The 24,851-nt window shown below is 71.2% G+C and carries 19 protein-coding genes; 14 read left to right on the top strand and 5 right to left on the bottom strand.

Going from position 1 to position 24,851, the window contains the following annotated elements:
* Position 1 precedes the first annotated feature (1 nt).
* Both AC1MBW_RS08855 and AC1MBW_RS08860 read left to right on the top strand, forming a co-directional pair.
* The gene (locus AC1MBW_RS08855; RefSeq protein WP_480024206.1) at positions 2-604 is read left to right on the top strand and encodes a hypothetical protein; all 603 of its coding nucleotides are present in this window, start codon (positions 2-4) and stop codon (positions 602-604) included.
* Positions 601-5,034 (top strand): FtsK/SpoIIIE domain-containing protein, encoded by a 4,434-nt coding sequence (locus AC1MBW_RS08860; RefSeq protein WP_480024207.1) that lies wholly within the window; start codon positions 601-603, stop codon positions 5,032-5,034. The genes AC1MBW_RS08855 and AC1MBW_RS08860 overlap by 4 nt, the downstream gene beginning before the upstream one ends.
* Positions 5,035-5,069: 35 nt before the next feature.
* Here AC1MBW_RS08860 and AC1MBW_RS08865 read toward each other — a convergent pair whose 3' ends face one another.
* The 3 genes from AC1MBW_RS08865 to AC1MBW_RS08875 all read right to left on the bottom strand — a co-directional run bounded on the left by AC1MBW_RS08865 (position 5,070) and on the right by AC1MBW_RS08875 (position 7,853).
* Positions 5,070-7,010: a thioester domain-containing protein gene (locus AC1MBW_RS08865; RefSeq protein ID WP_480024208.1), complete on the bottom strand. Its 1,941-nt coding sequence runs from the start codon at positions 7,008-7,010 to the stop codon at positions 5,070-5,072.
* Between the two features lie 155 nt (positions 7,011-7,165).
* Positions 7,166-7,399 (bottom strand): hypothetical protein, encoded by a 234-nt coding sequence (locus tag AC1MBW_RS08870; protein WP_123519640.1) that lies wholly within the window; start codon positions 7,397-7,399, stop codon positions 7,166-7,168.
* A gap of 43 nt (positions 7,400-7,442) precedes the next feature.
* The gene (locus AC1MBW_RS08875) at positions 7,443-7,853 is read right to left on the bottom strand and encodes an ester cyclase (protein WP_055974889.1); all 411 of its coding nucleotides are present in this window, start codon (positions 7,851-7,853) and stop codon (positions 7,443-7,445) included.
* 213 nt (positions 7,854-8,066) lie between these two features.
* Between AC1MBW_RS08875 and sucC the strand changes: the two genes are divergently transcribed.
* From sucC to AC1MBW_RS08915, 8 genes are all read left to right on the top strand, one after another.
* Positions 8,067-9,230: an ADP-forming succinate--CoA ligase subunit beta gene (sucC, locus tag AC1MBW_RS08880; RefSeq protein WP_480024209.1), complete on the top strand. Its 1,164-nt coding sequence runs from the start codon at positions 8,067-8,069 to the stop codon at positions 9,228-9,230.
* 15 nt (positions 9,231-9,245) lie between these two features.
* Positions 9,246-10,133, top strand: a complete 888-nt coding sequence (gene sucD / locus AC1MBW_RS08885; protein ID WP_480024210.1) for a succinate--CoA ligase subunit alpha — start codon at positions 9,246-9,248, stop codon at positions 10,131-10,133.
* 192 nt (positions 10,134-10,325) lie between these two features.
* The gene (locus tag AC1MBW_RS08890) at positions 10,326-11,699 is read left to right on the top strand and encodes a cell division protein PerM (RefSeq protein ID WP_480024211.1); all 1,374 of its coding nucleotides are present in this window, start codon (positions 10,326-10,328) and stop codon (positions 11,697-11,699) included.
* A gap of 85 nt (positions 11,700-11,784) precedes the next feature.
* On the top strand, positions 11,785-12,378 hold the full coding sequence (purN, locus tag AC1MBW_RS08895; RefSeq protein WP_071256297.1) for a phosphoribosylglycinamide formyltransferase: 594 nt from the start codon (positions 11,785-11,787) through the stop codon (positions 12,376-12,378).
* Complete coding sequence (gene purH, locus AC1MBW_RS08900; RefSeq protein ID WP_480024212.1) at positions 12,375-14,039, top strand: bifunctional phosphoribosylaminoimidazolecarboxamide formyltransferase/IMP cyclohydrolase; 1,665 nt, start codon at positions 12,375-12,377, stop codon at positions 14,037-14,039. Before purN ends, purH begins: the two co-directional genes overlap by 4 nt.
* Positions 14,040-14,468: 429 nt before the next feature.
* Positions 14,469-16,304 carry an ABC transporter ATP-binding protein gene (locus AC1MBW_RS08905; protein WP_480024213.1) on the top strand — a complete coding sequence of 612 codons (1,836 nt, stop codon included), beginning with the start codon at positions 14,469-14,471 and terminating at the stop codon, positions 16,302-16,304.
* Positions 16,301-18,226 (top strand): ABC transporter ATP-binding protein, encoded by a 1,926-nt coding sequence (locus tag AC1MBW_RS08910; protein WP_480024214.1) that lies wholly within the window; start codon positions 16,301-16,303, stop codon positions 18,224-18,226. Before AC1MBW_RS08905 ends, AC1MBW_RS08910 begins: the two co-directional genes overlap by 4 nt.
* A 27-nt stretch (positions 18,227-18,253) precedes the next feature.
* Positions 18,254-19,042: a GNAT family N-acetyltransferase gene (locus tag AC1MBW_RS08915; protein WP_054147433.1), complete on the top strand. Its 789-nt coding sequence runs from the start codon at positions 18,254-18,256 to the stop codon at positions 19,040-19,042.
* A gap of 10 nt (positions 19,043-19,052) precedes the next feature.
* On the opposite strand, the gene AC1MBW_RS08920 is transcribed toward AC1MBW_RS08915, so the two are convergent.
* A complete protein-coding gene (locus tag AC1MBW_RS08920; RefSeq protein ID WP_480024215.1) occupies positions 19,053-19,499 on the bottom strand; it encodes an MGMT family protein in 447 nt (148 codons plus the stop codon).
* Positions 19,500-19,524: 25 nt separating this feature from the next.
* Complete coding sequence (locus AC1MBW_RS08925; protein WP_480024216.1) at positions 19,525-19,995, bottom strand: GNAT family N-acetyltransferase; 471 nt, start codon at positions 19,993-19,995, stop codon at positions 19,525-19,527.
* Between the two features lie 98 nt (positions 19,996-20,093).
* On the opposite strand from AC1MBW_RS08925, the gene AC1MBW_RS08930 reads away from it, so the two are divergent.
* From AC1MBW_RS08930 to AC1MBW_RS08945, 4 genes are all read left to right on the top strand, one after another.
* Positions 20,094-21,368, top strand: a complete 1,275-nt coding sequence (locus AC1MBW_RS08930; RefSeq protein ID WP_480024217.1) for an ROK family transcriptional regulator — start codon at positions 20,094-20,096, stop codon at positions 21,366-21,368.
* 234 nt (positions 21,369-21,602) lie between these two features.
* Positions 21,603-22,991 (top strand): extracellular solute-binding protein, encoded by a 1,389-nt coding sequence (locus AC1MBW_RS08935; protein WP_480024218.1) that lies wholly within the window; start codon positions 21,603-21,605, stop codon positions 22,989-22,991.
* Between the two features lie 4 nt (positions 22,992-22,995).
* Positions 22,996-23,982, top strand: a complete 987-nt coding sequence (locus AC1MBW_RS08940; RefSeq protein WP_480024219.1) for a carbohydrate ABC transporter permease — start codon at positions 22,996-22,998, stop codon at positions 23,980-23,982.
* 2 nt (positions 23,983-23,984) lie between these two features.
* Positions 23,985-24,821 carry a carbohydrate ABC transporter permease gene (locus tag AC1MBW_RS08945; protein WP_480024220.1) on the top strand — a complete coding sequence of 279 codons (837 nt, stop codon included), beginning with the start codon at positions 23,985-23,987 and terminating at the stop codon, positions 24,819-24,821.
* Positions 24,822-24,851: the final 30 nt, after the last annotated feature.

Genomic DNA, 24,851 nt, shown 5'->3' on the forward strand with positions numbered 1-24,851 from the left:
CATGACCGAGACCGGTACCGATGCCACGACCGACTTCGACATCCTCATCGGGCACGACCCCGAGACCTGGGTGGCCCTTCCGGCCTCCTGGCCGCATGACGGCCACCGCGCACCTCGATCGTGGATCAAGGCGACCGTGCGCGCCGTGGCCGAGCGGTCCGAGGTGTCGACCCGCGCCTCCCGGTCCTGGCTGACGGAGGTGCTCTCGGCCCTCGCGCGCTGGTCGCCCGAGGACGAACGCCGGTATCTCTACCTGCCCGACATCGCGACCCCTCCGTCGCTGCTGCGCGTCCAGTACGGGTTCGTCGAGGGCGATCGTGATGTCGCCCTGCGCGCCATGGTCTTCGATAGCGACGTCGCCGCGGTCGAGCCTCCCGTCGTCGAGCAGGTCGAGGCGAGCGGTCTCGGGCAGGGGCTCCGAGGCGTGCGGTACGCGGCCGTCGAGGCCGACGCCGGCCTCCACGCCACGCTCGTCTACGCCTTCCGGGCCGAGCCGTACGACCTCCGCGTCACCTGCCAGGTCGGTGGGCCGGAGGGCGTCCTCGGCATGATCGACGAAGTCGACGTGTTCGTGGACGGCATCAGCGTGGTGCCCGCCGCGTGAGGCTGAGCGTCACCGTCCTGCACGTCCCGACCGGCCACCGGGCCGACCGCTCGGTCCTCGTCGATCCGGACACCACCGTCGACGCCGTGGCACGGCACCTCATGTCGTCACTCGGTCACGAGCGGCACGCCCCGACCGCCGAGCTCGGCAGCATCACCGTCGACGGCGTCCCGGTCGATCCGACCGCGCGTCTGAGCTCGGGAGTCTTGCTCGACGGTGCCGTCCTCGGTCTCGGCGGCCCGGCCATGCACCTCCGCCTCCCCGACGACCTGCCCACCATCCGCGTCATCGGAGGCCGCGGTGCCGGGACGATCCACGTCGTCGACGTCGGGCTCGTGCACCTCGGCAGCGGTCCGGACGCGGGCGTGAGACTGGACGACGCGCAGGTGCCCCCGATCGTCGCGACGATCGAACTCGACGGTGCCGGGCGCTTCACGCTGACCCCCACGGCGGACGCCTTCGCCGAATCCGACGACGAGGCTCGCGGGCCACTCGTGCTCGTCGACCGGGTCCCCGTCCTCGGCACGGCCGCGGTCGACGAACACTGCGTCATCACCATCGGCGACACCCTCCTCGCCGTCGCCCCGGCCGGGCACCCGTCCGCCGCCATCACCGTGAGCGAGGGGGGAGGCACCCTCGACCACGCACGCCCCCCGCGCCTCCTGCCGGAGCCGCCGACCACGACGTTCCGGTTCCCTGCCGAACCTCAACAAGGGACGAAACGGCCCCTGCCCATCGTCGCGGCGCTCGCGCCGATGCTGATGGCCGTCGTCATGGTCACCGTGTTCGGGAACGTCGCCTTCCTCGCCTTCGGGCTCATGTCGCCGGTGGTCATGATGGGCAACTACCTCTACGACAAGCGCAACGGCAAGGTCTCGCACCGGCAGCGCCTCGCCGACCACCAGGCCACGAAGGAGGCGGTGGCGGCGGATGCCGAGAGCGCCGTGCGCCAGTTGCAGCGCGAGTTGCGACACCTCAGCCCCGACGCCGCGACCGTGCTCGACATCGCCGCCCGGCGTCGTTCGCGGTTGTGGGAACGTCGTCGTGACGATCCGGACCACCTGCGCGTCAGGATCGGCACCGCGGATCTGCCCTCGGGCGTCACCATCGAGGACCCGGCCGAACTCGAGCACCGTCGGACCGTGGCCCGCCCTGCCGTCGACGTCCCCGTCACCGTCGATCTGGCCGACCACGGGGTCGTCGGGGTGGCCGGCCGATCCGAACACGCGAGACCTCTCGTCGCGTGGATGCTTGCTCAGCTCGCCGTCGCCCAGAGCCCCCGTGACGTGCGCTTCGTCGTCCTGACCGAACACGCTGCGGGCGACGACTGGTCCTGGTTGGCCCTCGTCCCCCATGCCCGTCCGGAGAACGGTCGTCCAGCCGCCGTCTGGGTCGGGAACGACGCGGAGACCGTCGCCCGTCGGATCGCCGAGCTGGGGGCCGAGATCGACGCCCGCCAGCGGGCGGTGCGGGAATCGCGGGGGACGCTCCGGGCCGCGACCGACATCGTCCTCGTCGTCGACGGTGCGCGGCGGCTGCGGGCACTGCCCGGGCTCGTCCGCGTCCTGCGCGACGGGCCCTCCGTCGGCGTGTACGCGGTGTGCGTCGACACCGAACGACGGTCCCTTCCCGAGGAATGCGTCGCCGTCGTCACCTGCGGCCCCACGCGGTACTCCCTCGACGTGCATCGCACCGCCGACGTGCACGAGGTCAAGGCCGACCTGTTGCCCGCCGGTTGGTTCGAGGCCGTCGCTCGGGCGGTCGCCCCGCTGGTCGACGTCGACGACGGTGGCGGAACGGGCGGACTCCCGGCCCGATCACGACTGCTCGACGTGCTGCAGCTCGAACCGCCCACCCCGGAGTCCGTACTCGACCGCTGGGCTCGCACGGGCCCCACGACCGAGGTCGTCATCGGAGAGAGCCTCGACGGCCCGTTCTCGTTCGACCTCCGCCGGGACGGCCCCCACGGTCTCGTGGCCGGCACGACCGGGTCCGGCAAGTCCGAACTGCTCCAGAGCATGGTCGCGTCGCTCGCCGCCGCCAACACCCCGGAGTCGATGACGTTCGTCCTCGTCGACTACAAGGGCGGTGCCGCGTTCCGGGACTTCGCGCCACTGCCCCACACCGTCGGAATGGTGACCGACCTCGACACGCACCTCGTGGAACGGGCGTTGCACTCGCTCGGGGCCGAGCTCCGACGTCGCGAACACCTCCTCGCCGACGTCGGAGCGAAGGACCTAGAGGACTACGTGGAGGGCGCGGTCGACGACGCCGCGAGGCCTCCGTTGCCGCGCCTCCTGATCGTCATCGACGAGTTCGCGAGCATGGTCCGAGAGCTGCCGGACTTCGTGACCGGCCTCGTCAACATCGCCCAGCGCGGGCGTTCCCTCGGAATCCACCTCGTGCTCGCGACGCAACGGCCCACGGGCGTCGTCACGGGCGACATCCGGGCGAACACGAACCTGAGGATCGCCCTGCGCGTGACCGATGCAGGCGAGAGCAGCGACGTGATCGACGCGGGTGACGCGGCCGGCATCTCCAAGTCCACACCGGGCCGCGCCTTCGTCCGGCTGGGTGCGAGCGCGCTCGTACCGTTCCAGGCCGGACGTGTCGGTGGCCGACGTCCGGGCGTGGTCGCCGACGTCGTGCCCGAGGTGTGGTCGAGTCCACTCGGCTGGGACGACCTCGGGCGGGTCGTGGCCGAACCGCCGCCACGAGCGTCGACCGAGTCCGTCGGTCGTACCGACCTCGTCGAGCTCGTCGACGCGCTCGCTTCCGCCTCCGCTCGTCTCGGAATTCCGCGCCCGCATCGTCCCTGGCTCGACGCCTTGCCGGACAGGCTCGTCCTCGACGACCTCGCAGAAACCCCGGGAGACCAGGACGCCGGCGCGTGCGTCGACGGAGACGTGCCCCTGCTGGCCTTCGGCAGGCAGGACTTCCCGGCCGAGCAGCATCAGGCCCCGGCCGCGCTCGACCTGCAGACCGTGGGTCATCTCTTCGTCGTCGGCGCCCCCCGCACGGGACGCTCGCAGGTGCTGCGCACCATCGCGGCTTCCCTCGCCGAACGCACGAGCTGCGCCGACGTCCACCTCTTCGGCATCGACTGCGGCAGTGGTGCCCTGCTGCCGCTCGAGAGCCTTCCGCACGTCGGAGCCGTCGTCCAGCGGACCCAGCTCGACCGGGTCCGACGCCTGCTGACGAAGCTCGTCGACGAGATCTACCGGCGGCAGCAGGTGCTCGCGGCGGGAGGCCACGCGGGGGTGGTCGAGCAGCGGCGCACGGCACACGAGATCGACCGGCTGCCGCACCTCGTCGTCATGATCGACCGGTGGGAGGGGTTCACCGGCACCTTCGCCGAGATCGAGCACGGCAAGCTCGTCGACCAGGTGGGCTTGCTGCTGCGTGAGGGAGCCGCAGCCGGTGTCCACGTGCTCGTCACGGGTGACCGCCAGCTCGTGGCAGGCCGGCTCGCGGCCCTGGTCGACGACAAGCTGCTCCTGCGTCTGACCGATCGGGCCGACTACGCCCTCGCCGGCCTGAACGCGCGAGCACTTCCCGACGTCCTGCCCCCGGGGCGGGGCTTCACCGCGGAGACCTCGATCGAGACGCAGGTCGCACTGATCGACGCCGATGCCACGGGGCAGGCGCAGGCCGAAGCCCTGCGACGACGCGGGGCCGAGGCGGCTCACCGTGACCGTCACGTTCCCGGCGGCCGTCGGCCCTTCCGCGTCGACCAACTGGCAGGCCCCATCTCGTTCGACGACGCCTGGTCCCGACGGATCGCGGCGGACCCGGCGACCGTCTTCGCCTTGATCGGCGTCGGTGGTGACGACCTCGTGCCGATGGGTCCGGACCTCGCCGACGGCCCCGGCAGCTACGCCGTGACGGGCCCCCCGAAGAGCGGGCGCAGCACCGTCCTGAGCGCCGTGGTCCGGTCGCTCACCGCCCAAGGCGTCGGGGTCGTCGTGGTCGCGCCACGGCGCTCGCCGCTGAGGGCGTTCGAGGGGTCGCCCGGCGTGGTCGCGGTGATCACCACCCGGACCGTCGAGGAGGCCCTCCTCGCCCCTTTCTTCGCCGACCACGACGGCCCCCGTGTGCTCGTCATCGATGACGGCGAGCAACTCAAGGACTGCCCTGCGGCCGACTGGCTCGCGGAGTTCCTCCGGTCGTGCCCCGACACCGGTCGAGCGCTCGTCGTGGCCGGGACGACCGGCGAGGTCTTGGCGGGGTGGGCCGGCTGGCAGGTCGACGTGAGGAACAACCGGTGCGGCGCCGTGCTCAGCCCACAGCTGCCAGCCGAAGGTGACCAGGTGGGGCTCCGGCTGACGAAGTCCGACCTCGCCGACCGGCCGACACCCGGGTTCGCCCTCGTGGACGACGGCAGCGGTCAAGCCGTTCGGGTGCAGGTGCCGTTCGATCGGGCCGGATGAGTCCGGACCGACTCGCGGCACCCGCACCCGGGGGTTCATCGCGCCTCGCCCAGCTCGAAGGACGACAGCGCCTCGGCATCGACCGCGAGGGAGGCTGCGTCCGAGCCCTCGGCGAGGCGGCGCCTCCGCACGTGGAAGGCACTCGCCGCGGCCACGAGCACGAAGCCGGTCCCGACGATTCCGAGGGCGACGAGGAACGCCCGCCCGCCACCGTCCGAACCGGTGAAGGCCAGCCCTGCCGGGGGAGCAGGAGCCTCGGACGGCGCCGGCTGCCGTACCGTCGCCATCTCGCTCCGGTGGACGGTCGTGTCGGCGAAGGCCGGCACGACCCGGCTTCCGTCATCGCCGACAGCCGACCCCTCCGACGAGAACAGGAAGACGTAGGTGCCGGGTCGCTCGAGGGCGACGCACGGTGTGGCGTACGTGCCGTCCTCGCCGATGGTCACCGTCTCGCGGGCCACGACGAGGCCCGGGTCGAGGCGGTCGATCGGACCGAGGTCGCTTCCCACGGCCCGGGCCTCGGCGAACGGTCCGACGAGCACCGACTCGACGTCGACCCCACCGGGCACGTCGGGGTGCAGGTCGACGACGGTGAGTTCGTCGCTGACGCAGGCACCCGGGTCGATCTCGGCGTCGGACACCACGGTCGAGATGGTCGGCGTCCAGGGCACGAAGGTCGTCTCGGTCGCCACCCCGAACGGTGACCGCCAGGAACCCACCCGGTCACGCCCGGCCTCGACCGGCGTGTCCGAGGGATCGATGGTCTCGACCCAGGTGTAGTACCCGCCACCGGGCAGTTCGCAGCCCGGCGTCGAGTAGGTGCCCGGACCGTCGGACACGTCGAGGGCGACCTCGCAGACCGACGGAGCGTCGTCCGGCCACTCGGCCGCCGGGGTCACGGGGGCGAGGAAGGGGCCCAGCAGCCGGCTGCGCACCGTGACCGGGACGGGTCGCCACGTGCCGGCGTCGTCGTATCGCCCCCACTCCGACAGGAGCCCGTCACCGGGCCGCACGCCGAGCGTCACCTGGTCGGTGACGAAAGTCCCGGCCTCGGCCACGGTGTCGCTGGTGATCGTCGACACCGTCGGCTGGAACGGCAGGGGCGACAGCTGCTCGACGCTCGCGGACTCGACCGCCGAGGCCGCGACCCCGCCCGAGAACAGGATCATCTGCGAGCCCGCAGGGCTGTTCCCCACCGTGGTCACCCGTCCGTACGGCAGATCGACGAACTCGACCGAGGCGTTCACGGTGAGCTGGGCGGCGTCACCGGTGGCGGTGACGGGCACGCTCTCGCCGTTGCGGACGAGGGCCGTGGTCGAGCCGTCCGCGAACACGGCTCCGTCCAGGGTGACCGTGCCCGCATGCGTGGGCTCGAGGGCCGTCGGCCCACCCGTCACGCGGTCGACCGTGAGGTCGGGGCGGATGAGCCCCGTGCCGTCGTCCGAGAGCTCGACGGTGATCGCTGCCGCGACCGACTTCGACGCGGCGGACGAGGCCTCGGCGAGCATCTGGTTCGCGCGTTCGAGCACGATCGGCCATCGCTCGTTGGCACGGCCGGCGTAGTACCGCTGCGTGTGGCCGTTCAGGCCGGTGATGGTCCAGACCGCGAGTTGTCCCGCGGCGGCCGTGTCGGCGTCGGTCGTGCCGCCCCAGGTGCGGGCGATGTAGGCGAGGCGCGCGTGGTCGTCGGTCGAGACGCCGATCACGTCGCCACCCGTGGTCGTGTCGTAGTGGTTGCCGACGGGAGAGGTCTTGCCCGCTTCGAGGCAGAACGCCTGGGTGCCGTCGTCGAGCCGGTACGTGCCGAGCCACGAGACGCCGTCGCCGCGCCAGAGGTGGCCCGGGCCGAGTCCCGTGCCGGTGACGGCGGCGGCCGGGGCGTGGCCGAGCAGGCCGACGACGACGGAGAACAAGAGGGCGAGGGCGAGCGCGAGGCGCCGTCTGGGGGGACGGAGGGCGCTGTGTGGTGAAGTCATGCACCGACGATCGGGCAGCGACCCCGGCTGCCGAGGCCGGCACCGCGCCTCCTGTGCACTGTTCTCGACGACGCGGGCCGGGGGAGGAGCCGTGACGTGACGACACCCCCGCCGCGAGCTGCGGCGGGGGTGTTGTCAGACGGTGGTGACCGAGGTCACTCGGTCTCGTCGAGGTCGATCTCGTCGCCCTCGAGGTCGTTCGAGGCGTACTCGGGCGAGCCCTCGCGGGGCGCGCCACCGGTGGGGCCGTCGTTGCCCTCGCCGACGCCGGGGAAGACCGTCTCGCCGGCGACCGCGTCGTTGGTCGCGATCTGCTCGGACTCGGCGAACTCGTCGGCCTGGTCGTAGGGCTGGTCGCCCGATGCTGCGGGGGTGTTGGTGTCGCTCATGATGCGTCCTTCCGAAAGCGGTGCGGGGTGGTGGGGAAGCGGCTCAGGCCAGGCCGAGCTGCTGTTTGAGGCCGGCCTCGTCGGTGGCGCCCCAGCGCTCGACCAGCAGGCCGTCCTCGTCGAAGCGGCCGACCTGGATGCCGCGCACGGTGAACGACTTGCCCGTGGGCTCGGCGCCCTGGAACGTGCCCGTGTGCGTGCCCGAGATCGTGAAGACCGCGGTGACGTTCTCGTCGTCGGCGACGAGCGTCTCGACGCCCAGGTCGGCGTCGGGGAAGGCCGCGAAGAACTCGGTCCAGAAGGCCTGGATGCCCGCGAGGCCGGCGGGTGCGTCGGGGGCCGGGTCGTGGTCGACGACGTCGGCGTGGAAGCCCTCGCCGAGGCGGTCGATCTCACGGGCGGTCAGGATCTCGCCGATGCGTTCCTGCGTGGCGAGGTTCTTCTCTTTCGACATGCGTGTCTCCGTCTTCTCGTTCTGTCGGGATGACTCTCGTCTACTCCCCAGGTCATCGGTGGCCGCCGATGCTCACAGCAGACGCGACGCTCGGCGTACCCCTCGGGTCGCCCGCTAGGCTGACCGCTGGCCCAGATGTCTTCATGTCGAGATGGCTCGATGTCGAGACGGATCATGGTGAGACGACGCAGCGATGCGGATTGGAAGAACAGCGTGGATCTTTTCGAGTACCAGGCCAGAGACCTGTTCGAGCAGTACGGCGTGCCCGTGTTGCCGGGCATCGTGGCCGACACCCCCGAGGAGGCGCGAGCGGCGTCCGAGAAGCTGGGTGGCGTCACCGTCGTGAAGGCCCAGGTCAAGGTCGGCGGCCGCGGCAAGGCCGGCGGCGTGAAGGTGGCGAAGACCCCGGACGACGCCGAGGCCGCAGCGAAGGACATCCTCGGGCTCAACATCAAGGGCCACGTCGTCAAGCGCGTCATGATCGCCGGTGGCGCCCAGATCGCTCAGGAGTTCTACTTCTCGGTGCTGCTCGACCGCGCCAACCGCTCGTACCTCTCGCTCTGCAGCGTCGAGGGCGGCATGGAGATCGAGCAGCTCGCCGTCGAGAAGCCCGACGCCCTCGCGCGCATCGAGGTCGACCCCCGCTCGGGCATCGACCTGGCGAAGGCCACCGAGATCGCGAAGGCCGGCGGGTTCCCCGACGAGCTGATCGAGAAGGTCGCGCCCGTGCTGGTCAAGCTCTACGCCGTCTACGAGGGCGAGGACGCCACGCTCGTCGAGGTCAACCCGCTCGTCCTCACCGAGCAGGGCGACATCGTCGCCCTCGACGGCAAGGTCTCGATCGACGAGAACGCAGAGTTCCGTCACCCCGGCCACGCCGAGCTCGAGGACGCCGACGCGGCCGACCCGCTCGAGGCGAAGGCCAAGGCCGCGGGCCTCAACTACGTGAAGCTCGACGGCGAGGTCGGCATCATCGGCAACGGCGCCGGGCTCGTCATGTCGACGCTCGACGTCGTCGCCTACGCCGGCGAGGCGCACGGCGGCGTGAAGCCCGCCAACTTCCTCGACATCGGCGGCGGAGCGAGCGCCGAGGTCATGGCGGCGGGGCTCGACGTGATCCTGGGCGACGCCCAGGTCAAGAGCGTCTTCGTCAACGTCTTCGGTGGCATCACCGCCTGTGACGCGGTCGCCAACGGCATCGTCGCCGCCCTCGGCATCCTCGGTGACGCGGCCACCAAGCCGCTCGTCGTGCGACTCGACGGCAACAACGTCGACGAGGGTCGACGCATCCTGGCGGAGGCGGCGCACCCGCTGGTCACCGTCGTCGCGACCATGGACGAGGCTGCCGACAAGGCCGCCGAGCTGGCTTCGAAGTAAGGACTGCACAGAACAATGTCGATCTTCCTCAACAAGGACAGCAAGGTCATCGTCCAGGGCATCACCGGCGGCGAGGGCACCAAGCACACCGCCCTCATGCTCAAGGCCGGAACCCAGGTCGTCGGTGGCGTCAACGCCCGCAAGGCCGGCACGACCGTCACCCACGGTGACGTCGAGCTGCCCGTCTTCGGCACCGTCACCGAGGCCGTCGCCGAGACCAGCGCCGACGTCTCGATCGTCTTCGTACCGCCGGCGTTCGCCAAGGACGCCGTCGTCGAGGCCATCGAGGCCGAGGTGCCGCTCGTCGTCGTCATCACCGAGGGCATCCCGGTGCAAGACGCGGCCGAGTTCTGGGCGCTCGCCAAGGCCAAGGGCGGCACGACCCGCATCATCGGTCCGAACTGCCCCGGCATCATCACGCCGGGTGAGTCGCTGGTCGGCATCACGCCCGCCTCGATCTCGGGTTCGGGGCCCATCGGCCTGGTCTCGAAGTCGGGCACCCTGACCTACCAGATGATGTTCGAGCTGCGCGACCTCGGCTTCTCGACCGCCATCGGCATCGGCGGCGACCCGGTCATCGGCACGACGCACATCGACGCCCTCGAGGCGTTCGAGGCCGACCCCGACACCAAGGCGATCGTCATGATCGGCGAGATCGGCGGCGACGCCGAAGAGCGCGCCGCCGACTACATCAAGGCGCACGTCACCAAGCCCGTCGTCGGCTACGTCGCGGGCTTCACAGCCCCCGAGGGCAAGACGATGGGTCACGCCGGTGCGATCGTGTCCGGCTCGGCCGGCACCGCCCAGGCCAAGAAAGAGGCACTCGAGGCCGCCGGCGTCAAGGTCGGCAAGACGCCGAGCGAGACCGCGGCGCTGCTCCGCGAGGTCTACGCCTCCCTCTAGGGGCCGACCCGCGCCTCCTCGACGGGCGTGTTCGTCACGGCCGGTCGTCCTCGGACGCCCGGTCACGACGGACACGCCCGTCGTCGTCCGTGTGGGCGCGGTGCAGGCGCGGCACGGCTGCCGACCGGTGTCGTCGTCGTGGGCGGCGGGGCAGCAGGCCGGCCCCGGTCGGCACCGGTACAGTCGCTCGCGATGAACCGCCCAGTCACCGCCCTCTTCTCCGCGCTCGAAGCCCTGCTCGTCGTGGCCATCGGCGTCGGCATCCCCCTCGTCGTGCTGACCTCGCTCTGGGCGTTCCAGTACGGCCTGCAGATCGACTGGGTCGTCTTCTGGCGAGCAGCCGTCGACTCGTGGCTCGTCGGGCACGGAGCCGACCTGACCGTCCAGCTCAGCGCCGACGCGGCCGCGGCGACGGGCATCCCCGGGGCCGACGCCCCCATCGTCGTCTCGCTGGCCGCGCTCGGCTTCGCCCTGCTCACGGTGCTGATGGGGGTCCGCGCCGGCCGCGCCGCCGCCGAGACCGCCCACCGCACGACCGGCGTGCTCGTCACGATCGGCACCTTCGCCCTGCTGTCCCTCGCCCTGGCGGCCTCGGCGCAGCACGAGCTCGCGCGCCCGTCGGTGTGGCAGGGCACCCTGCTGCCCGCGCTCGTCTACGCCGTGCCCGTCGTGGCCATGGCCGAGGTCACGCGCCGTCGACGGGGCGAGACCGCCGACCCGGTCACCGGTGCCGTCGTCGGGCTGCTGTCCCGGCTGCCCGGACAGGTGACCGGCATCGCGGCCGCCGGGCTGCGCCTCGGGACCGCGGCCGCGTCCACCGTCCTGACCGTGTCGGCCCTGGTCGTCTCGGTGCTGATCGTGACGAACTACGCCGAGATCATCACCCTGTACGAAGGCGCGCACGGCGGGTTCCTCGGCGGACTCGCGCTGACGCTCGGTCAGCTCGCGTTGCTCCCCGACGTCGTCGTGTGGGCGGCGTCGTGGCTGGTCGGCCCCGGCTTCGCCATCGGCACCGGGTCGTCGATCTCGCCCCTCGGCACCGCCGTCGGTCCGATGCCCGCGATCCCCTTCCTCGGCGCCCTGCCCACCGCCGACCTGACGTTCGGGTTCGTCGGGCTGCTGGTGCCGGTCGTCGCCGCGTACGTCTGCGCGACGCTGCTGAGGCCGAAGCTGCAGCGGATGCTCGCCGGGCACGGTGTCGACGACATGGTCCGTCGCATCGTCGCCGCGGTCGTCGGCGGGCTCGTCGGGGGAGTGCTGCTGGGCCTGCTCGCCTGGGCGGCCTCGGGTTCGGCCGGGCCCGGGCGACTGACCGAGGTCGGACCGGACCCGCTGCTGGTCGGCGGGTTCGCGGCGCTCGAGTTCGCCGTCGCCGGTGTGCTGGCCATGGTCGTCACGCCGCCGAGGTTCGCGGGAGAGCGGGCCGAGACCACGTCGGACGGGCCCCGCACGAAGCGGCGCGACGATCCGGATGTCGACGCGACCGCGACGACCGGGCCCGTGCCCGTGGCTGCCCCGCGGCACGACGGTGACGACACCGAGCGCATCGAGGGCATCACGCGCTGACGTCGTCGTCCGGCCGACCGACCGACGAGCGAGCCCCGTCTCCGCCGCCCCACGGCGCGCGTGCCCGGCCCGCTAGGCTTGCCGGGTGCTGAAGCTCGTGGTGCTCATCTCCGGTGGCGGCTCGAACCTCCGGGCGCTGCTCGAGGCCGCGAGCGACGCCGAGTACCCGGCCCGCGTGGTCGCCGTCGGCGCCGACCGCGAGGCCGACGGCTTCGAGCACGCCGAGCACTTCGGGGTGCCGACCTTCTCGGTCGCCTTCTCGAACTTCGCCGATCGTGCCGCCTGGGGTGACGAACTGCTCGCCCAGATCGAGCAGTGGCAGCCCGACCTCGTGGTGCTCAGCGGCTTCATGCGGCTCGTGCCGCCGCGGGTCGTCGCCGCCCTCGCCCCGAACCTGATCAACACGCACCCCGCCTACCTGCCCGAGTTCCCCGGGGCGCACGGCGTGCGTGACGCGCTCGCGGCCGGCGTCGAGCAGACCGGCGCCAGCGTGATCGTCGTCGACGAGGGCGTCGACAGCGGCCCGATCCTCGCGCAACGCCGCATCCCGGTGCTGCCCGGCGACGACGAGTCGTCGCTGCACGACCGCATCAAGGTCGTCGAGCGCGAACTGCTCGTCCAGACCGTGCTCGACATCGCCAACGGAACGATCTCTCTCGAACAGGAGCCCACCGCATGAGCGGCCACGCCATCGATCCCAGCCTCTACCGCGACCGTGACGCTGTGCCCGTGCGACGGGCGCTGATCAGCGTCAGCGACAAGACGGGCCTGCTCGACCTGGCCGCCGCCCTGTCGGCCTCCGGCGTCGAGATCGTGTCGACCGGCTCGACCGCCCAGACCATCCGCGACGCCGGCCACGCCGTCACCGACGTCAGCAGCGTCACCGGGTTCCCCGAGTCGCTCGACGGTCGCGTCAAGACCCTGCACCCCGCTGTGCACGCCGGCATCCTCGCCGACCTGCGGCTCGAGGCGCACGAGGCCCAGCTGGCCGAACTCGACATCGCCGCGTTCGAGCTCGTCGTCGTCAACCTCTACCCGTTCGTCGAGACCGTCGCGTCGGGTGCCGACGTGCCGACCGTCATCGAGAACGTCGACATCGGCGGGCCCGCCATGGTGCGGGCCGCCGCGAAGAACCACGCGAACGTCGCCATCGTCGTGTCACCGACGAACTACCCGCAGGTCGTCAAGGCGCTCACGCTCGGCGGCACGACCCTGGCCCAGCGTCAGCGTCTCGCCGGTGAGGCCTTCGCCCACACGGCCGCGTACGACACGGCAGTCGCGGCGTACTTCGCCGCACACGTGGGTGCGCGCGCCGAGGCCGACGCATCCGCCGCGGCGACCGGCGCCTCCTCGTCCGTCGTCGACGAGCAGGAGGCGCGGGCCGACTTCGAGCCCACGGTCACCCTCTCGGCCGAGCGGCAGCACACCCTCCGCTACGGCGAGAACGCCCACCAGGCCGCCGCGATCTACGCGACGCCCGGGGCCCACGGCATCGCGCAGGCGACGCAGCTGCACGGCAAAGAGATGTCGTACAACAACTACGTCGACGCCGACGCGGCCCTGCGCGCCGCGTTCGACTTCGACGAGCCGGCCGTCGCGATCATCAAGCACGCGAACCCGTGCGGCATCGCCGTCGCTTCCCCCGACGCCGTCGACGCCATCGCCGACGCGCACCAGCGGGCCCACGCCTGCGACCCCGTCTCGGCGTTCGGCGGCGTCATCGCGGCCAACCGCCCGGTCACGCGAGCCATGGCCGAGACGGTGAAGGACATCTTCACCGAGGTCGTCATCGCCCCGGCGTTCGAGCCCGAGGCCGTCGAGATCCTCAGCGCGAAGAAGAACATCCGCCTGCTGACCCTGCCCGCCGACTTCACGCGCGACGCCCGCGAGGTCAAGCAGATCTCGGGCGGTCTGCTCGTCCAGGACGCCGACCGCTTCGACGGGTTCACGTCCGACGCCTGGACGCTGGTCGCCGGCGACGAGGCCGACGCCGCGACGCGTGCCGACCTCGAGTTCGCCTGGAAGGCCTCGCGCGCCGTCAAGTCGAACGCGATCCTGCTCGCCTCGGGCGGGGCATCGGTCGGCGTCGGCATGGGCCAGGTCAACCGGGTCGACTCGTGCCACCTCGCCGTCGACCGCGCCGGGGCCCGCGCCGCCGGGTCGGTCGCGGCGTCCGACGCGTTCTTCCCGTTCGCCGACGGCCTGCAGGTGCTGCTCGACGCCGGCGTGGCCGCGGTGGTGCAGCCCGGCGGGTCGATCCGCGACGACGAGGTCGTGGCCGCGGCGAAGGCCGCCGGCGTGACCATGTACTTCACGGGCGAGCGCCACTTCTTCCACTAGGTCGCCGTCGACGAGGGTTCGGAGGCGCGTGTCGCGTCGTCCACCGATCCGAACGATTCCGTCTTGCGGCGGAGTCGACGGCACGCATATCCTGTAAGGCTGCTCACAGCCGGTCGGACACGACCGCACGGACGGACGACGACACTCAGGAGGACATGATGACGACGACGACACTGACCACGGTGGGCACGGCCACCGACGGTGCTCGCGTGGGTCGCGCCTCCTCGGCGTATCCGAGCCCGGCGCCGATCAGCTAGACGAGACGGCCCGCCGCCCACCGGCACCACTCCGACACCCCGCCCGGCGACGCTCCGGGCGAGACCGCGCGACCAGGCATCCTCCCCAGGACGGTCGCCGCACCACCTTTCTCCACAACGGGTCAGCGCTCTGCGCTGTCGCCTGTGCCAGATCACGACACTTGGATCACCCATGTCTCAGAAGTCCTCGTCCGCCCGTCCGCCCGACGCCGCGAAGCGTCCCTCGACGGTGCAGTCACTCACCCGGCTGTACCCGTACGTCAAGCCTGCCCTGCCCCGCATCGTGCTCGGCATGGTCGCGGCCCTGCTCGCCGCCGTCGTCGCCCTGCTGATCCCCCTCGTCCTGCAGCTCCTCGTCGACGGACCGTTGTCGAGCGGTGACCGGTCGCAGGTGTGGCCCGCCTTCGCCGTCGTGCTGGGCCTCGGCGTCGCCGAGGCGATCATGATCGGTGCTCGCCGCCGACTGGTGCTCACCCCGAGCACCCACGTCGAGGCGACCATGCGCAACGCCCTGTACGCCAAGCTGCAAGACCTGCCGGTGGCGTTCCACGACCGGTGGCAGAGCGGCCAGCTGCTGAGCCGGTCGGTCAGCGACCTCAGCCTCATCCGTCGCTGGCTCGCGTTCGGCGTCGTGCTGCTCGTCGTCAACGTGCTCACCATCGTCGTCGGCTTCGTCGTGCTGTTCTCGTACAGCTGGGTGTTGGGCCTGGTCTTCCTCGTCGCGTCGCTGCCCGTGTTCTTCGTCAGCTTCGCCTTCGAGAAGCGGTACTCGATCGTCGCCCGTCGGTCCCAGGACCAGGTCGGCGACCTGGCGACCAGCGTGGAAGAGAGCGTCCACGGCATCCGGGTCCTCAAGGCCTTCGGTCGCGGCAAGCACTCGCTGCGCGAGTTCGCGAAGCAGGCCGAAGACCTCCGTGGCACCGAGATCGAGAAGGCCAAGGCCATCTCGAAGCTGTGGCTCTGGCTGCTGCTCGTCCCCGACGTGGCCTTCGCGCTGTGCCTGCTCGGCGGCGTCTGGCTCGCCGCCGACGGCCAGCTGACCGTCGGCCAGCTGTTCGCCTTCTTCGCGACGGCGACCGTGCTGCGCTGGCCGGTCGAGTCGATCGGCTTCCTGCTGTCGATGACCTTCGACACCCGCACGGCCGTCGACCGCTACTTCGAGGTGATGGACAGCGAGAACACGGTGACCGACCCCGAGAACCCGTCGACGATCGCCGAACCCCACGGTCGCCTCGAGTTCAAGGGCACGCACTTCCGCTACCAGGACTCGCCGGCCCAGTTCTCGGACCTCGTCAACGGGGTCGACCTGGTCGTCGAGCCCGGCGAGACGATGGCCCTCGTCGGTCTCACCGGCTCGGGCAAGACCACGCTCCTGTCCCTCGTGTCGCGGCTCTACGACGTCACCGGCGGGCAGGTCCTGATCGACGGCGTCGACGTCCGCGATCTCAGCCGCGAAGAGCTCCGCCGTCACATCGGCATGGCGTTCGAGGACGCCACGCTGTTCAGCGCGTCCGTGCGGGACAACGTGCTGCTCGGCCGACCCGATCTCGCGGACGACCCCGACGAGGCCGACCGGGTGATGCGCGAGGCACTCGAGATCGCCCAGGCCGACTTCGTCGATCGGCTGCCCGAGGGCGTCGACACCCGGGTGGGCGAAGAAGGGCTCAGCCTGTCCGGCGGACAGCGCCAGCGCCTCGCCCTGGCTCGGGCCATCGCGGCCCGCCCGGCCGTGCTGGTGCTCGACGACCCGTTGTCGGCCCTCGACGTCGACACCGAGGCGCGCGTCGAGGCCGGTCTGAGACGCGTGCTCGCCTCGACGACGTCCCTGATCGTCGCCCACCGGCCGTCGACGGTCACCCTGGCCGACCGGGTCGCGCTGCTCGAGAACGGCACGGTCACCGCGGTGGGCCGCCACTCCGACCTCATCGCGAGCAACGAGCACTACCGCTACGTCATCTCGTCGCTCGACGACGACTCCACCACCAGCCGAGAGGAGGTGCTGGCATGACCGACACGACACTCGAGGACGACCGTCCCGATCGCCCGGCCGTCGCCGACGGCCCCGTCGAACGCGAGGCACTCGACGGACGCACCCCCGCCGAGAAGCGCGCCGAGCAGGGCTCGACGACGCAGGGCGTGCGCGGCGAAGAGCGCGAGAACTTCACCAAGGACGAGAGCAAGAGGCTGCGCCGTCGTTCGCTGCGCCTCCTCGGGTCGCTCGTGCACCCGCTCCGGTGGCGTCTCGCGCTGATGGGCGTCGTCGTCGTCATCAGCACGGCCTCGCAGGTCGCGGGTCCGGCCCTGATCGCGATCGGCATCGACACGGCCCTGCCGGCGCTGATGGACGACCAGGACTGGGCGCCCGCGATCCTCGTCGTGGTCGCCTACCTGGTGACCGGCGTGATCGGTGCGGTGTTGATGGCGCAGTACACGGTGCTGTCGGCGCGCATCAGCCAGGCGATCCTGTTCGACCTGCGCAAGCGTCTGTTCCTGCACACGCAACGGCTCAGCCTCGAGTTCCACGAGACGTACACGTCGGGCCGCATCATCTCGCGCCAGACGAGCGACCTGGACTCGATCCGCGAGCTGCTGGACTCGGGCATCAACCAACTCGTCTCGGGCCTGCTGTACATGGTCTTCACCGCCGTCGCCCTCGTCGCGCTCGACCCGCGGAGCGGCCTCGTCCTCGCCGTGGCCCTCGTGCCGCTCGTGGCTCTGACCAGGTGGTTCCAGGTGCGCTCGCAGAAGCTGTTCCGGGCCACCCGCGTCACGAGTGCCCGCGTCATCGTGCACTTCGTCGAGACGATGACGGGCATGCGCGCGGTGCAGGCCTTCCGCAAGGAGGCGCGCAACGAGAAGGAGTACGCCGGTCACGTCGAGGACTACCGGCAGGCCAACTCGAAGGTGTTCACGCTGTTCGGCACCTTCGACCCGGGCCTGGTGCTCATCGGCAACGCGACCCTCGCGGCGGTCGTGCTCTTCGGCGGCTTCCGGGTGATCGACGGTTCGCTCGAGATCGGCGCCCTGCTCGCGGTGGCGCTCTACGCGAAGCGGTTCTTCGACCCGGCCGAAGAGATGGCCATGTTCTACAACGGCTACCAGTCGGCGTCGGCCGCGCTCGAGAAGATCTCGGGCGTGCTCGAGGAGCAGCCGAGCGTGCCCGACCCGACGCGCCCGGTCGACCTGTGGCACGCGAAGGGACAGGTGCACTTCGACGACGTCGAGTTCGCCTACAACGCCGACACGGTCGTGCTGCCCGGCTTCGACCTCCACGTGCCGGCGGGGCAGACCATCGCCCTCGTCGGGTCGACCGGGGCCGGAAAGTCGACGTTGGCGAAGCTCATCTCGCGCTTCTACGACCCGACGCGCGGGGCGGTGACGCTCGACGGCATCGACCTGCGCGACCTGCACCCGAAAGACCTGCGCCGCGCGATCGTCATGGTCACGCAAGAGGCGTACCTCTTCTCGGGTTCGGTGGCCGACAACATCTCGCTCGGCAAGCCCGACGCGACGCGCGACGAGATCGTGCGCGCGGCGAAGGCGGTCGGGGCGCACGAGTTCATCGAGGCCCTGCCCGACGGGTACGACACCGACGTGAACAAGCGCGGCGGTCGGGTGTCGGCCGGGCAACGTCAGCTGCTGTCGTTCGCCCGGGCGTTCATCGCGGACCCGAGCGTGCTGATCCTCGACGAGGCGACGGCGTCGCTCGACATCCCGTCCGAGCGCATGGTGCAGGAGGCGTTGCAGACCCTGCTCGCCGACCGCACCGCGGTCATCATCGCGCACCGTCTGTCGACGGTGGCCATCGCCGATCGGGTCCTCGTCATGGAGCACGGCACCATCGTCGAGGACGGCACCCCCGACGACCTGATCGCGGGCACCGGCCGTTTCGCGCAGCTGCACGCCGCGTGGCGCGACTCGCTCGTGTGAGATCGCGGCCCGGCTAGCGTGGCCCCGATGATCGACGCGACGACCTACCTGCAGACCTACGACGAGCAACTCCGCACCGACGCCGAGACGCCGAGCGCGATCGGCGTCACCCGGCACGGTCCGTTGCGGCTCGTCACCTTCGCCGGTGGCCGCGGGTTCGTCACCTACCGCGACCTCGGCGTGGCCGACGCCGACGCGGTGCGCGCGCTCGTGGCCGCCGCCGTCGAGCACTTCGACGCCGACGCCGAGATCACCCGGGTCGAGTGGAAGACGCGGGGCCACGACCGGGCGCCCGGGCTGCACGACGCGCTCGTGGCCTCGGGCTTCGAGCCCGGCGAGCCCGAGTCCGTCATGATCGGACCGCTCACGGCGTTGGCGGGTCTCGGGGACGCGCCCGAGGGGGTGACCATCCGTCGGGTCATCACCGGGGCGGACGTGCGGGCGATGAGCGCGATGGTCGACGAGGCGTTCGGCGAAGCGGTCGACGCGCGGACGGCCGACGCGCTGCTCTCGCGGCTGGGTCGCGACGACGGCATGGAGCTCTGGGTCGCCGAGGTCGACGGACGCATGGTCAGCGGTGGCCGACTCGAACCCGTGCCCGGCACGCAGTTCGTCGGCATCTGGGGCGGTGCCACCCTCGAGGCGTACCGCCACCGCGGCATCTACCGGGCGTTGACCGCCGCACGGGCGCGTTCCGCCCTCGCGCAGGGCAAGACCCTCGTGCACAGTGACTCGACCGACGACTCGCGTCCGATCCTCGAGCGGTCGGGCCTGGTCGCCGTGTCGACGACGACCCCGTACGACCGGACGCGCTGAGCGCACCCCGTCAAGGACGGTAGGAGGCGCGCTCGAGATCGACGCGGAAGGTACCCGACCGGCTCCACACGATAGGCGTGCCCTCGACGCGGTACTGCTCGAGGGCCCGCTGCTCGTGGTCGCGCGGGGCATGGCCCGACGCGCGGATCACCCGCCACCAGGGCAGGTCGGCCCCCGCGTACGCCATCACCTGGCCGACGCCACGGGAGGCCCGTGAGCCGAGGGCCGCGGCGACCGAGCCGTAGGTCATCACGTGTCCCGGCGGGATCGACTCGACCACGGCGATCACCCGCGAGACGAAGTCGTCGGGGTGGGGCCGGGAGTCGGCTGCGGGCCCGGGCCCGGGCCCCGGCCCCGTGTCGGGAACGGGCCCCGTGTCGGGAACGGGCCCGGGGTCGCATCCGGTCCCGGCGACGGACCCGGGCTCGTCCCCGGGGCCGGGCGCGTCCGGCGTCACGACGACGGCCCCACGCGGTGCCGACTCAGACCTGCGACGACGCCAGGGTCAACCCTGCGACGTGCTCGCCGTAGGGGGTCTCGCCGATGACCTCGAAGCCGATGTGGTGGAAGAACTCTTCGGGGCCGTCGTCGCCCGGCTCGTAGATGACGGTGACGCGGTCGAAGCCGCGGCTGCGGGCCTCGTCGGCGAGGGCGTGGACGGCGAACCGCCCGATGCCCCGGCCCTGGGCGTCGGCCTCGACGTTGATGCGCCAGATGCAGCTGCGCAGTGCCTCGTCGTCGGCTTCGGCGTCGAAGTTGCCCATGATGAAGCCGACGACCGTGCCGTCGTCGTCGACGACGACGCGGGGCCAGGCCGTGGTCGGGTTGACGTAGGCCTCGGCGATCGAGTGCGAGACGGGGGCGACGAACTGCTCTTGCCCCGGCTTGAGCGTGAGGTTGTTGGCCGCGACGACGGTGGCGGCGGACAGTTCTTCGAGGCGCAGACCAGACATGGCATCAGGGTAACGGGGCCTCCCGACGGGCACCACCGCCGGACGGATGACGGGTCGCGGCGCGCGCGCGACCCCCGACGTCGTGGATGATGACGAGAATGAACCGCGGGACGAACCTGCCGGCGATCGGCGGCTACAACCGGTCGGTCGTGCTCGACGCGATCCGGCGAGAGAGCGCGGGCCTCAGCCGGACCGAGATCGCCGGGCGCACCGGACTCAGCCCGCAAGCCGTGACGAACGTCTCGCGCCGGCTGATCGAGGCAGGCCTCATCCGGGAGAGCGGCACCGTGATCAGCGGCCCCGGCAAGCCCCGCACCATGCTGCAGCTCGAGTCCCGGGGGCGCTTCGCGGTCGGCGTGCACGTCGATCCGGCCGTCCTGACGTTCGTGCTGCTCGACCTCGTGGGCACGGTCGTGGCCCACGCCCGCGAGCTCACCCCGTCCGCCAGCGAACCCGACGAGGTGGTGGCCCTGATGGCGCGGGCCATCGACGGGCTGGTCGTCTCGAGCGGCGTCGACCGCGACCTGCTGCTGGGCGTCGGCATCGCCTCACCCGGCCCGGTCGACATCGGGCCCGGCCTCGTGCTCGACCCGCCGATGATGCCGCTCTGGCGGCACGTGCCGCTGCGCCGGGCGCTCAGCGAGGCCACCGGCCTGCCCGTCCTGCTCGAGAAGGACGTCACGGCCTGCGCGGTCGCCGAGCTCTGGCTGAGCGACGGAGGCGCGGGTGAGCGCAGCGACTTCGCCTTCGTCTACTACGGCACCGGTTACGGCACCGGGCTCGTGCTCGGCGGCGACGTGCTGCGCGGGGCCAGCGCGAACGCGGGGGACTCGGGGCACGTGATGGTCGACGACCACGGTCACCGCTGCACCTGCGGGCGGATCGGCTGCGTGGGCGAGCTGATCACGCCGCACGCCCTCGTGCGCGAGGCCGTCGCCACGGGCGTGCTGGTCGAGGGAGACGTGTCGGACGACGCGCTCGCCGAGGCGGCACGCAGCGGGGACGACGTCGACATGCGTCGCATCGACGAGGCGTTCGGCGCCCTGGTCGGCAAGGCCGACGCGGGTGACGCCGGGGCCTCGCACGTGCTGCACGGAGCCGGGCGCCACCTGGCCCGGGCCCTGGTGACCATCGTCAACCTGCTCGACCTCGACGAGGTCGTCTTCGGCGGGCCGTTCTGGGCGCCGCTGTCGCGGCACGTCCTCGCGGTGCTGCCGGCCGCGCTCCGCGACGACCCGGCGTTGGTCCCGAAGCACCCGATCCGGCTCGTCGAGTCGTCGATCGGCATCGACGTCGCGGCCGTCGGAGCGGCCTGCCTGGTGCTCGACCAGACGTTCTCGCCGCGACCGTCCGCCCTGCTGATCCGCGCCTGACGGGGCCGAGCCGCGCCTCCTGCGGTCGGGACCCGCGCCTCCTGGCGTCGTGACCCGCGACTCCTGCGTGACCCGCGCCTCCTGCGGTCGTGGCCCGCGCCTCCTCGGCCGTCGCGTCGTTACCGGACCGTTGCGCGCGAGGATCTTGACACGAGTTACTCCATACGATGTAGTAATCGAATCGCGGTCGGGCAGAGCAGCCCGACGCCGACGCGACTGGAGCAAGGGAGCACCATGTCACGCACGTTCACCTCGGCCCGGGGGCGCAAGCGCGCACTGGCCGTCGCCGCCGCAGCGGTCGCCACGGCCCTGCTGGCCTCGGGATGCTCGGGGGGTGCCGGTAGCGGCGACTCCGACACCATCAAGGTCGCGTACCAGAAGTTCGGGACGTTCACGCAGATGGACGCCCACATGAAAGAGACCGCGAAGACCTTCGAGGCGGCCAACCCCGGCATGAAGGTCGAGTTCGTGCCCATCGCGGCGCAGAACGACGACTACTTCACCAAGCTCGCGCTGATGAACCGGTCGGCGGCCACCGCACCCGACGTCATGTACGAGGACACGTTCAAGGTGAAGAGCGACGCGGCGGCCGGCTATCTGCTGCCGCTCGACGAGTACACCGACGCGTGGGACGACTGGGAGAAGTTCTACGACAACGCCAAGGAGGCGGGCGTCGGCGAGGACGGCAAGACCTACGGCATCCCGATGGGCACCGACACGCGGGCCCTCTGGTACAACAAGGACCTCTTCGCGCAGGCGGGGCTGCCCGTGCCGTGGGAGCCGAAGACCTGGCAGGACGTGCTCGACGCGGCCGAGACGGTCAAGGCGAAGGTGCCCGACGTGGTCCCGCTGAACGTCTACTCGGGCAAGCCGCAGGGCGAGGGCGCGACCATGCAGGGCTTCGAGATGCTGCTCTACGGCACGCCGACCGGCACCCTCTACGACGACGAGACCGGCAAGTGGCTCACCGACTCGCAGGGCTTCGTCGACTCGCTCGGCTTCATCGAGGACGTCTACCAGGGCGGCATCGGACCGAAACCCGAGGAGGCGCTGGACACCAACATCGCCACCATCGTCGGTGGTGAGTGGCTTCCGCAGGGCAAGCTCGCCATCGCCCTGGACGGCTCGTGGATGAGCGGCACCTGGCTCGAGACCGGCACCAACCCGTGGCCCGAGTGGAACGACGTGATGGGCCAGGCGCCCATGCCCACCCAGGACGGTGCGAAGCCGGGCGCGACGAGCATGTCGGGCGGCTGGACGCTGGCCGTCGGCTCGAAGACGAAGAACCCCGACAAGGCGTTCGAGTTCATCGCCGACGCGCTCGACAAGGACGGCTCGCAGAGCTACGACATCGCCGCCAGCCAGATCGCGGTGCGCAGCGACGTCGCGGAGGACCCCGAGTACGTCGGCAGCAACCCGACCTTCGAGTTCTTCTCGTCGATCGTGCCGGTGACGCACTTCCGTCCGGCGACCACCGACTACAGCCGCATCTCGAACGAGATCACCGTCGCGATGGAGGCCGTCATGACCGGGCAGCAGTCGCCCGAGGAGGCGGCGGCCGCGTTCGACGACCAACTGGTCGGCATCGTCGGCGAGGACCAGACGCAGAAGGCGGGGGACTAGCCGGATGGCGACCATCGCCCCCACCCCGGTCGGCCGTGAGAGCGGCCGACCGGGGGCCTCCGGGCCCGGCCCCGGGCCCCACGGCGAGAAGTCGGGTCGCCGGGCGGGTACGTCGAAGGCGCGCGCCCTGCGCACCGGTGCCCGCACCCTGCCGCTCGTCCCGGCGTTCGTGCTGCTGGCCCTGTTCCTGCTGGGGCCCGTCATCTCGAGCTTCTACGGCTCGTTCACCGACGCCTCGCTGACCGGCTACGCCGCCGGCGGGTCGGAGTTCATCGGATTCCGCAACTACACCGAGCTGTTCGCCGACCCGGACTTCCCGAAGTCGGTGCTGCTGACGCTCGCCTTCGTCTTCTTCTCGGCCGTGGTCGGCCAGAACGTCGTCGGCCTGGGGCTCGCCCTGCTGATGCGGAACGGCCACAAGGTCGTGCGCTCGATCGTCGGCACGTTCGTCATCGCCGCGTGGGTGCTGCCCGAGATCGTCGCCGCCTTCGCGGCGTACGCGTTCTTCAACGACGCGGGCACGCTCAACACGGTCCTGTCGTGGTTCGGCATCACGGGCGCCAACTGGCTCTACGCGATGCCGATGCTCTCGGTGATCCTCGCCAACATCTGGCGCGGCGCGGCGTTCTCGATGCTCGTCTACTCGGCGGCGGTGCAGGAGGTGCCCCCCGAGATCACCGAGTCGGCCGAGGTCGACGGCGCCACCGGCTGGCAACGCCTGGTCTACATCACGCTGCCGGTCATCCGACGCAGCATCTCGACCAACCTCATGCTGACCACGTTGCAGACGCTCTCCGTCTTCACGCTGATCTACGTGATGACCGGCGGCGGACCGGGCACGAACAGCACGACGCTGCCGATCCTGGCCTACCAGGAGGCCTTCCAGTTCTCGCAGCTGGGCTTCGGCACGGCCATCGCCACGATCATGCTGCTCGTCGGAGCGGTGTTCTCGATCATCTACATCAGGGCCCTGAAACCGGAGGTCGACTGACCATGGGCATGACCTCACCCAGCGGCCGCAGCATGAAGGCCGTCTCGAACGCCGTGCTGATCGTCATCGCGATCTGCTTCGCGGTGCCGCTCGCCTGGCTGCTGCTGGCCTCGTTCGACCCGTCGGCGACGCTGTCGGCCAAGGTGCCGTCGCAGTTCACGCTCGACAACTTCACCGCCGTGCTGACGCCCGAGATCTCGTTCGTCCCGCTGGCCAACAGCCTCATCGTGTCGGGTGGCTGCGCCCTGGTGACCGTCGTCGTCGCGATCCTCGCGGCGTACCCGCTCTCGCGGTACCGGATGCGCATCAACAAGCCGTTCCTCTACGGCATCCTGTTCGGCACCGGCCTGCCCATCACCGCGATGATGGTGCCGGTCTACAGCCTGTTCGTCTCGCTGAACCTGATCGACTCGATCGGCGGCACGGTGTTCTTCCTGGCCGCGACCAGCCTGCCGATGGCGATCTGGATGGCGAAGAACTTCATGGACTCGGTGCCGATCTCGCTCGAGGAGGCCGCGTGGACCGACGGGGCCTCGATGTTCTCGACCCTGACGCGCATCGTCGTGCCGCTCATGCGGCCGGGAATCGCCGTGGTGTTCATCTTCGTGTTCATCCAGGCCTGGGGAAACTTCTTCGTGCCGTTCGTGCTGCTGCTCAGCCCCGACAAGCAGCCGGCTGCCGTGAGCATCTTCAACTTCTTCGGTCAGTACGGATCGGTCGCCTACGGGCAGCTCGCCGCGTTCTCGATCGTCTACTCGGTTCCCGTCATCGCCTTGTACGTGCTCGTCTCGCGCACCCTCGGCGGCTCGAACGCGCTCGCCGGCGCCGTGAAGGGGTGACGCGCCTCCCCACCAGTGCCCCCCACGCCC

The organism is Frigoribacterium sp. AP1 (genome assembly GCF_056680555.1).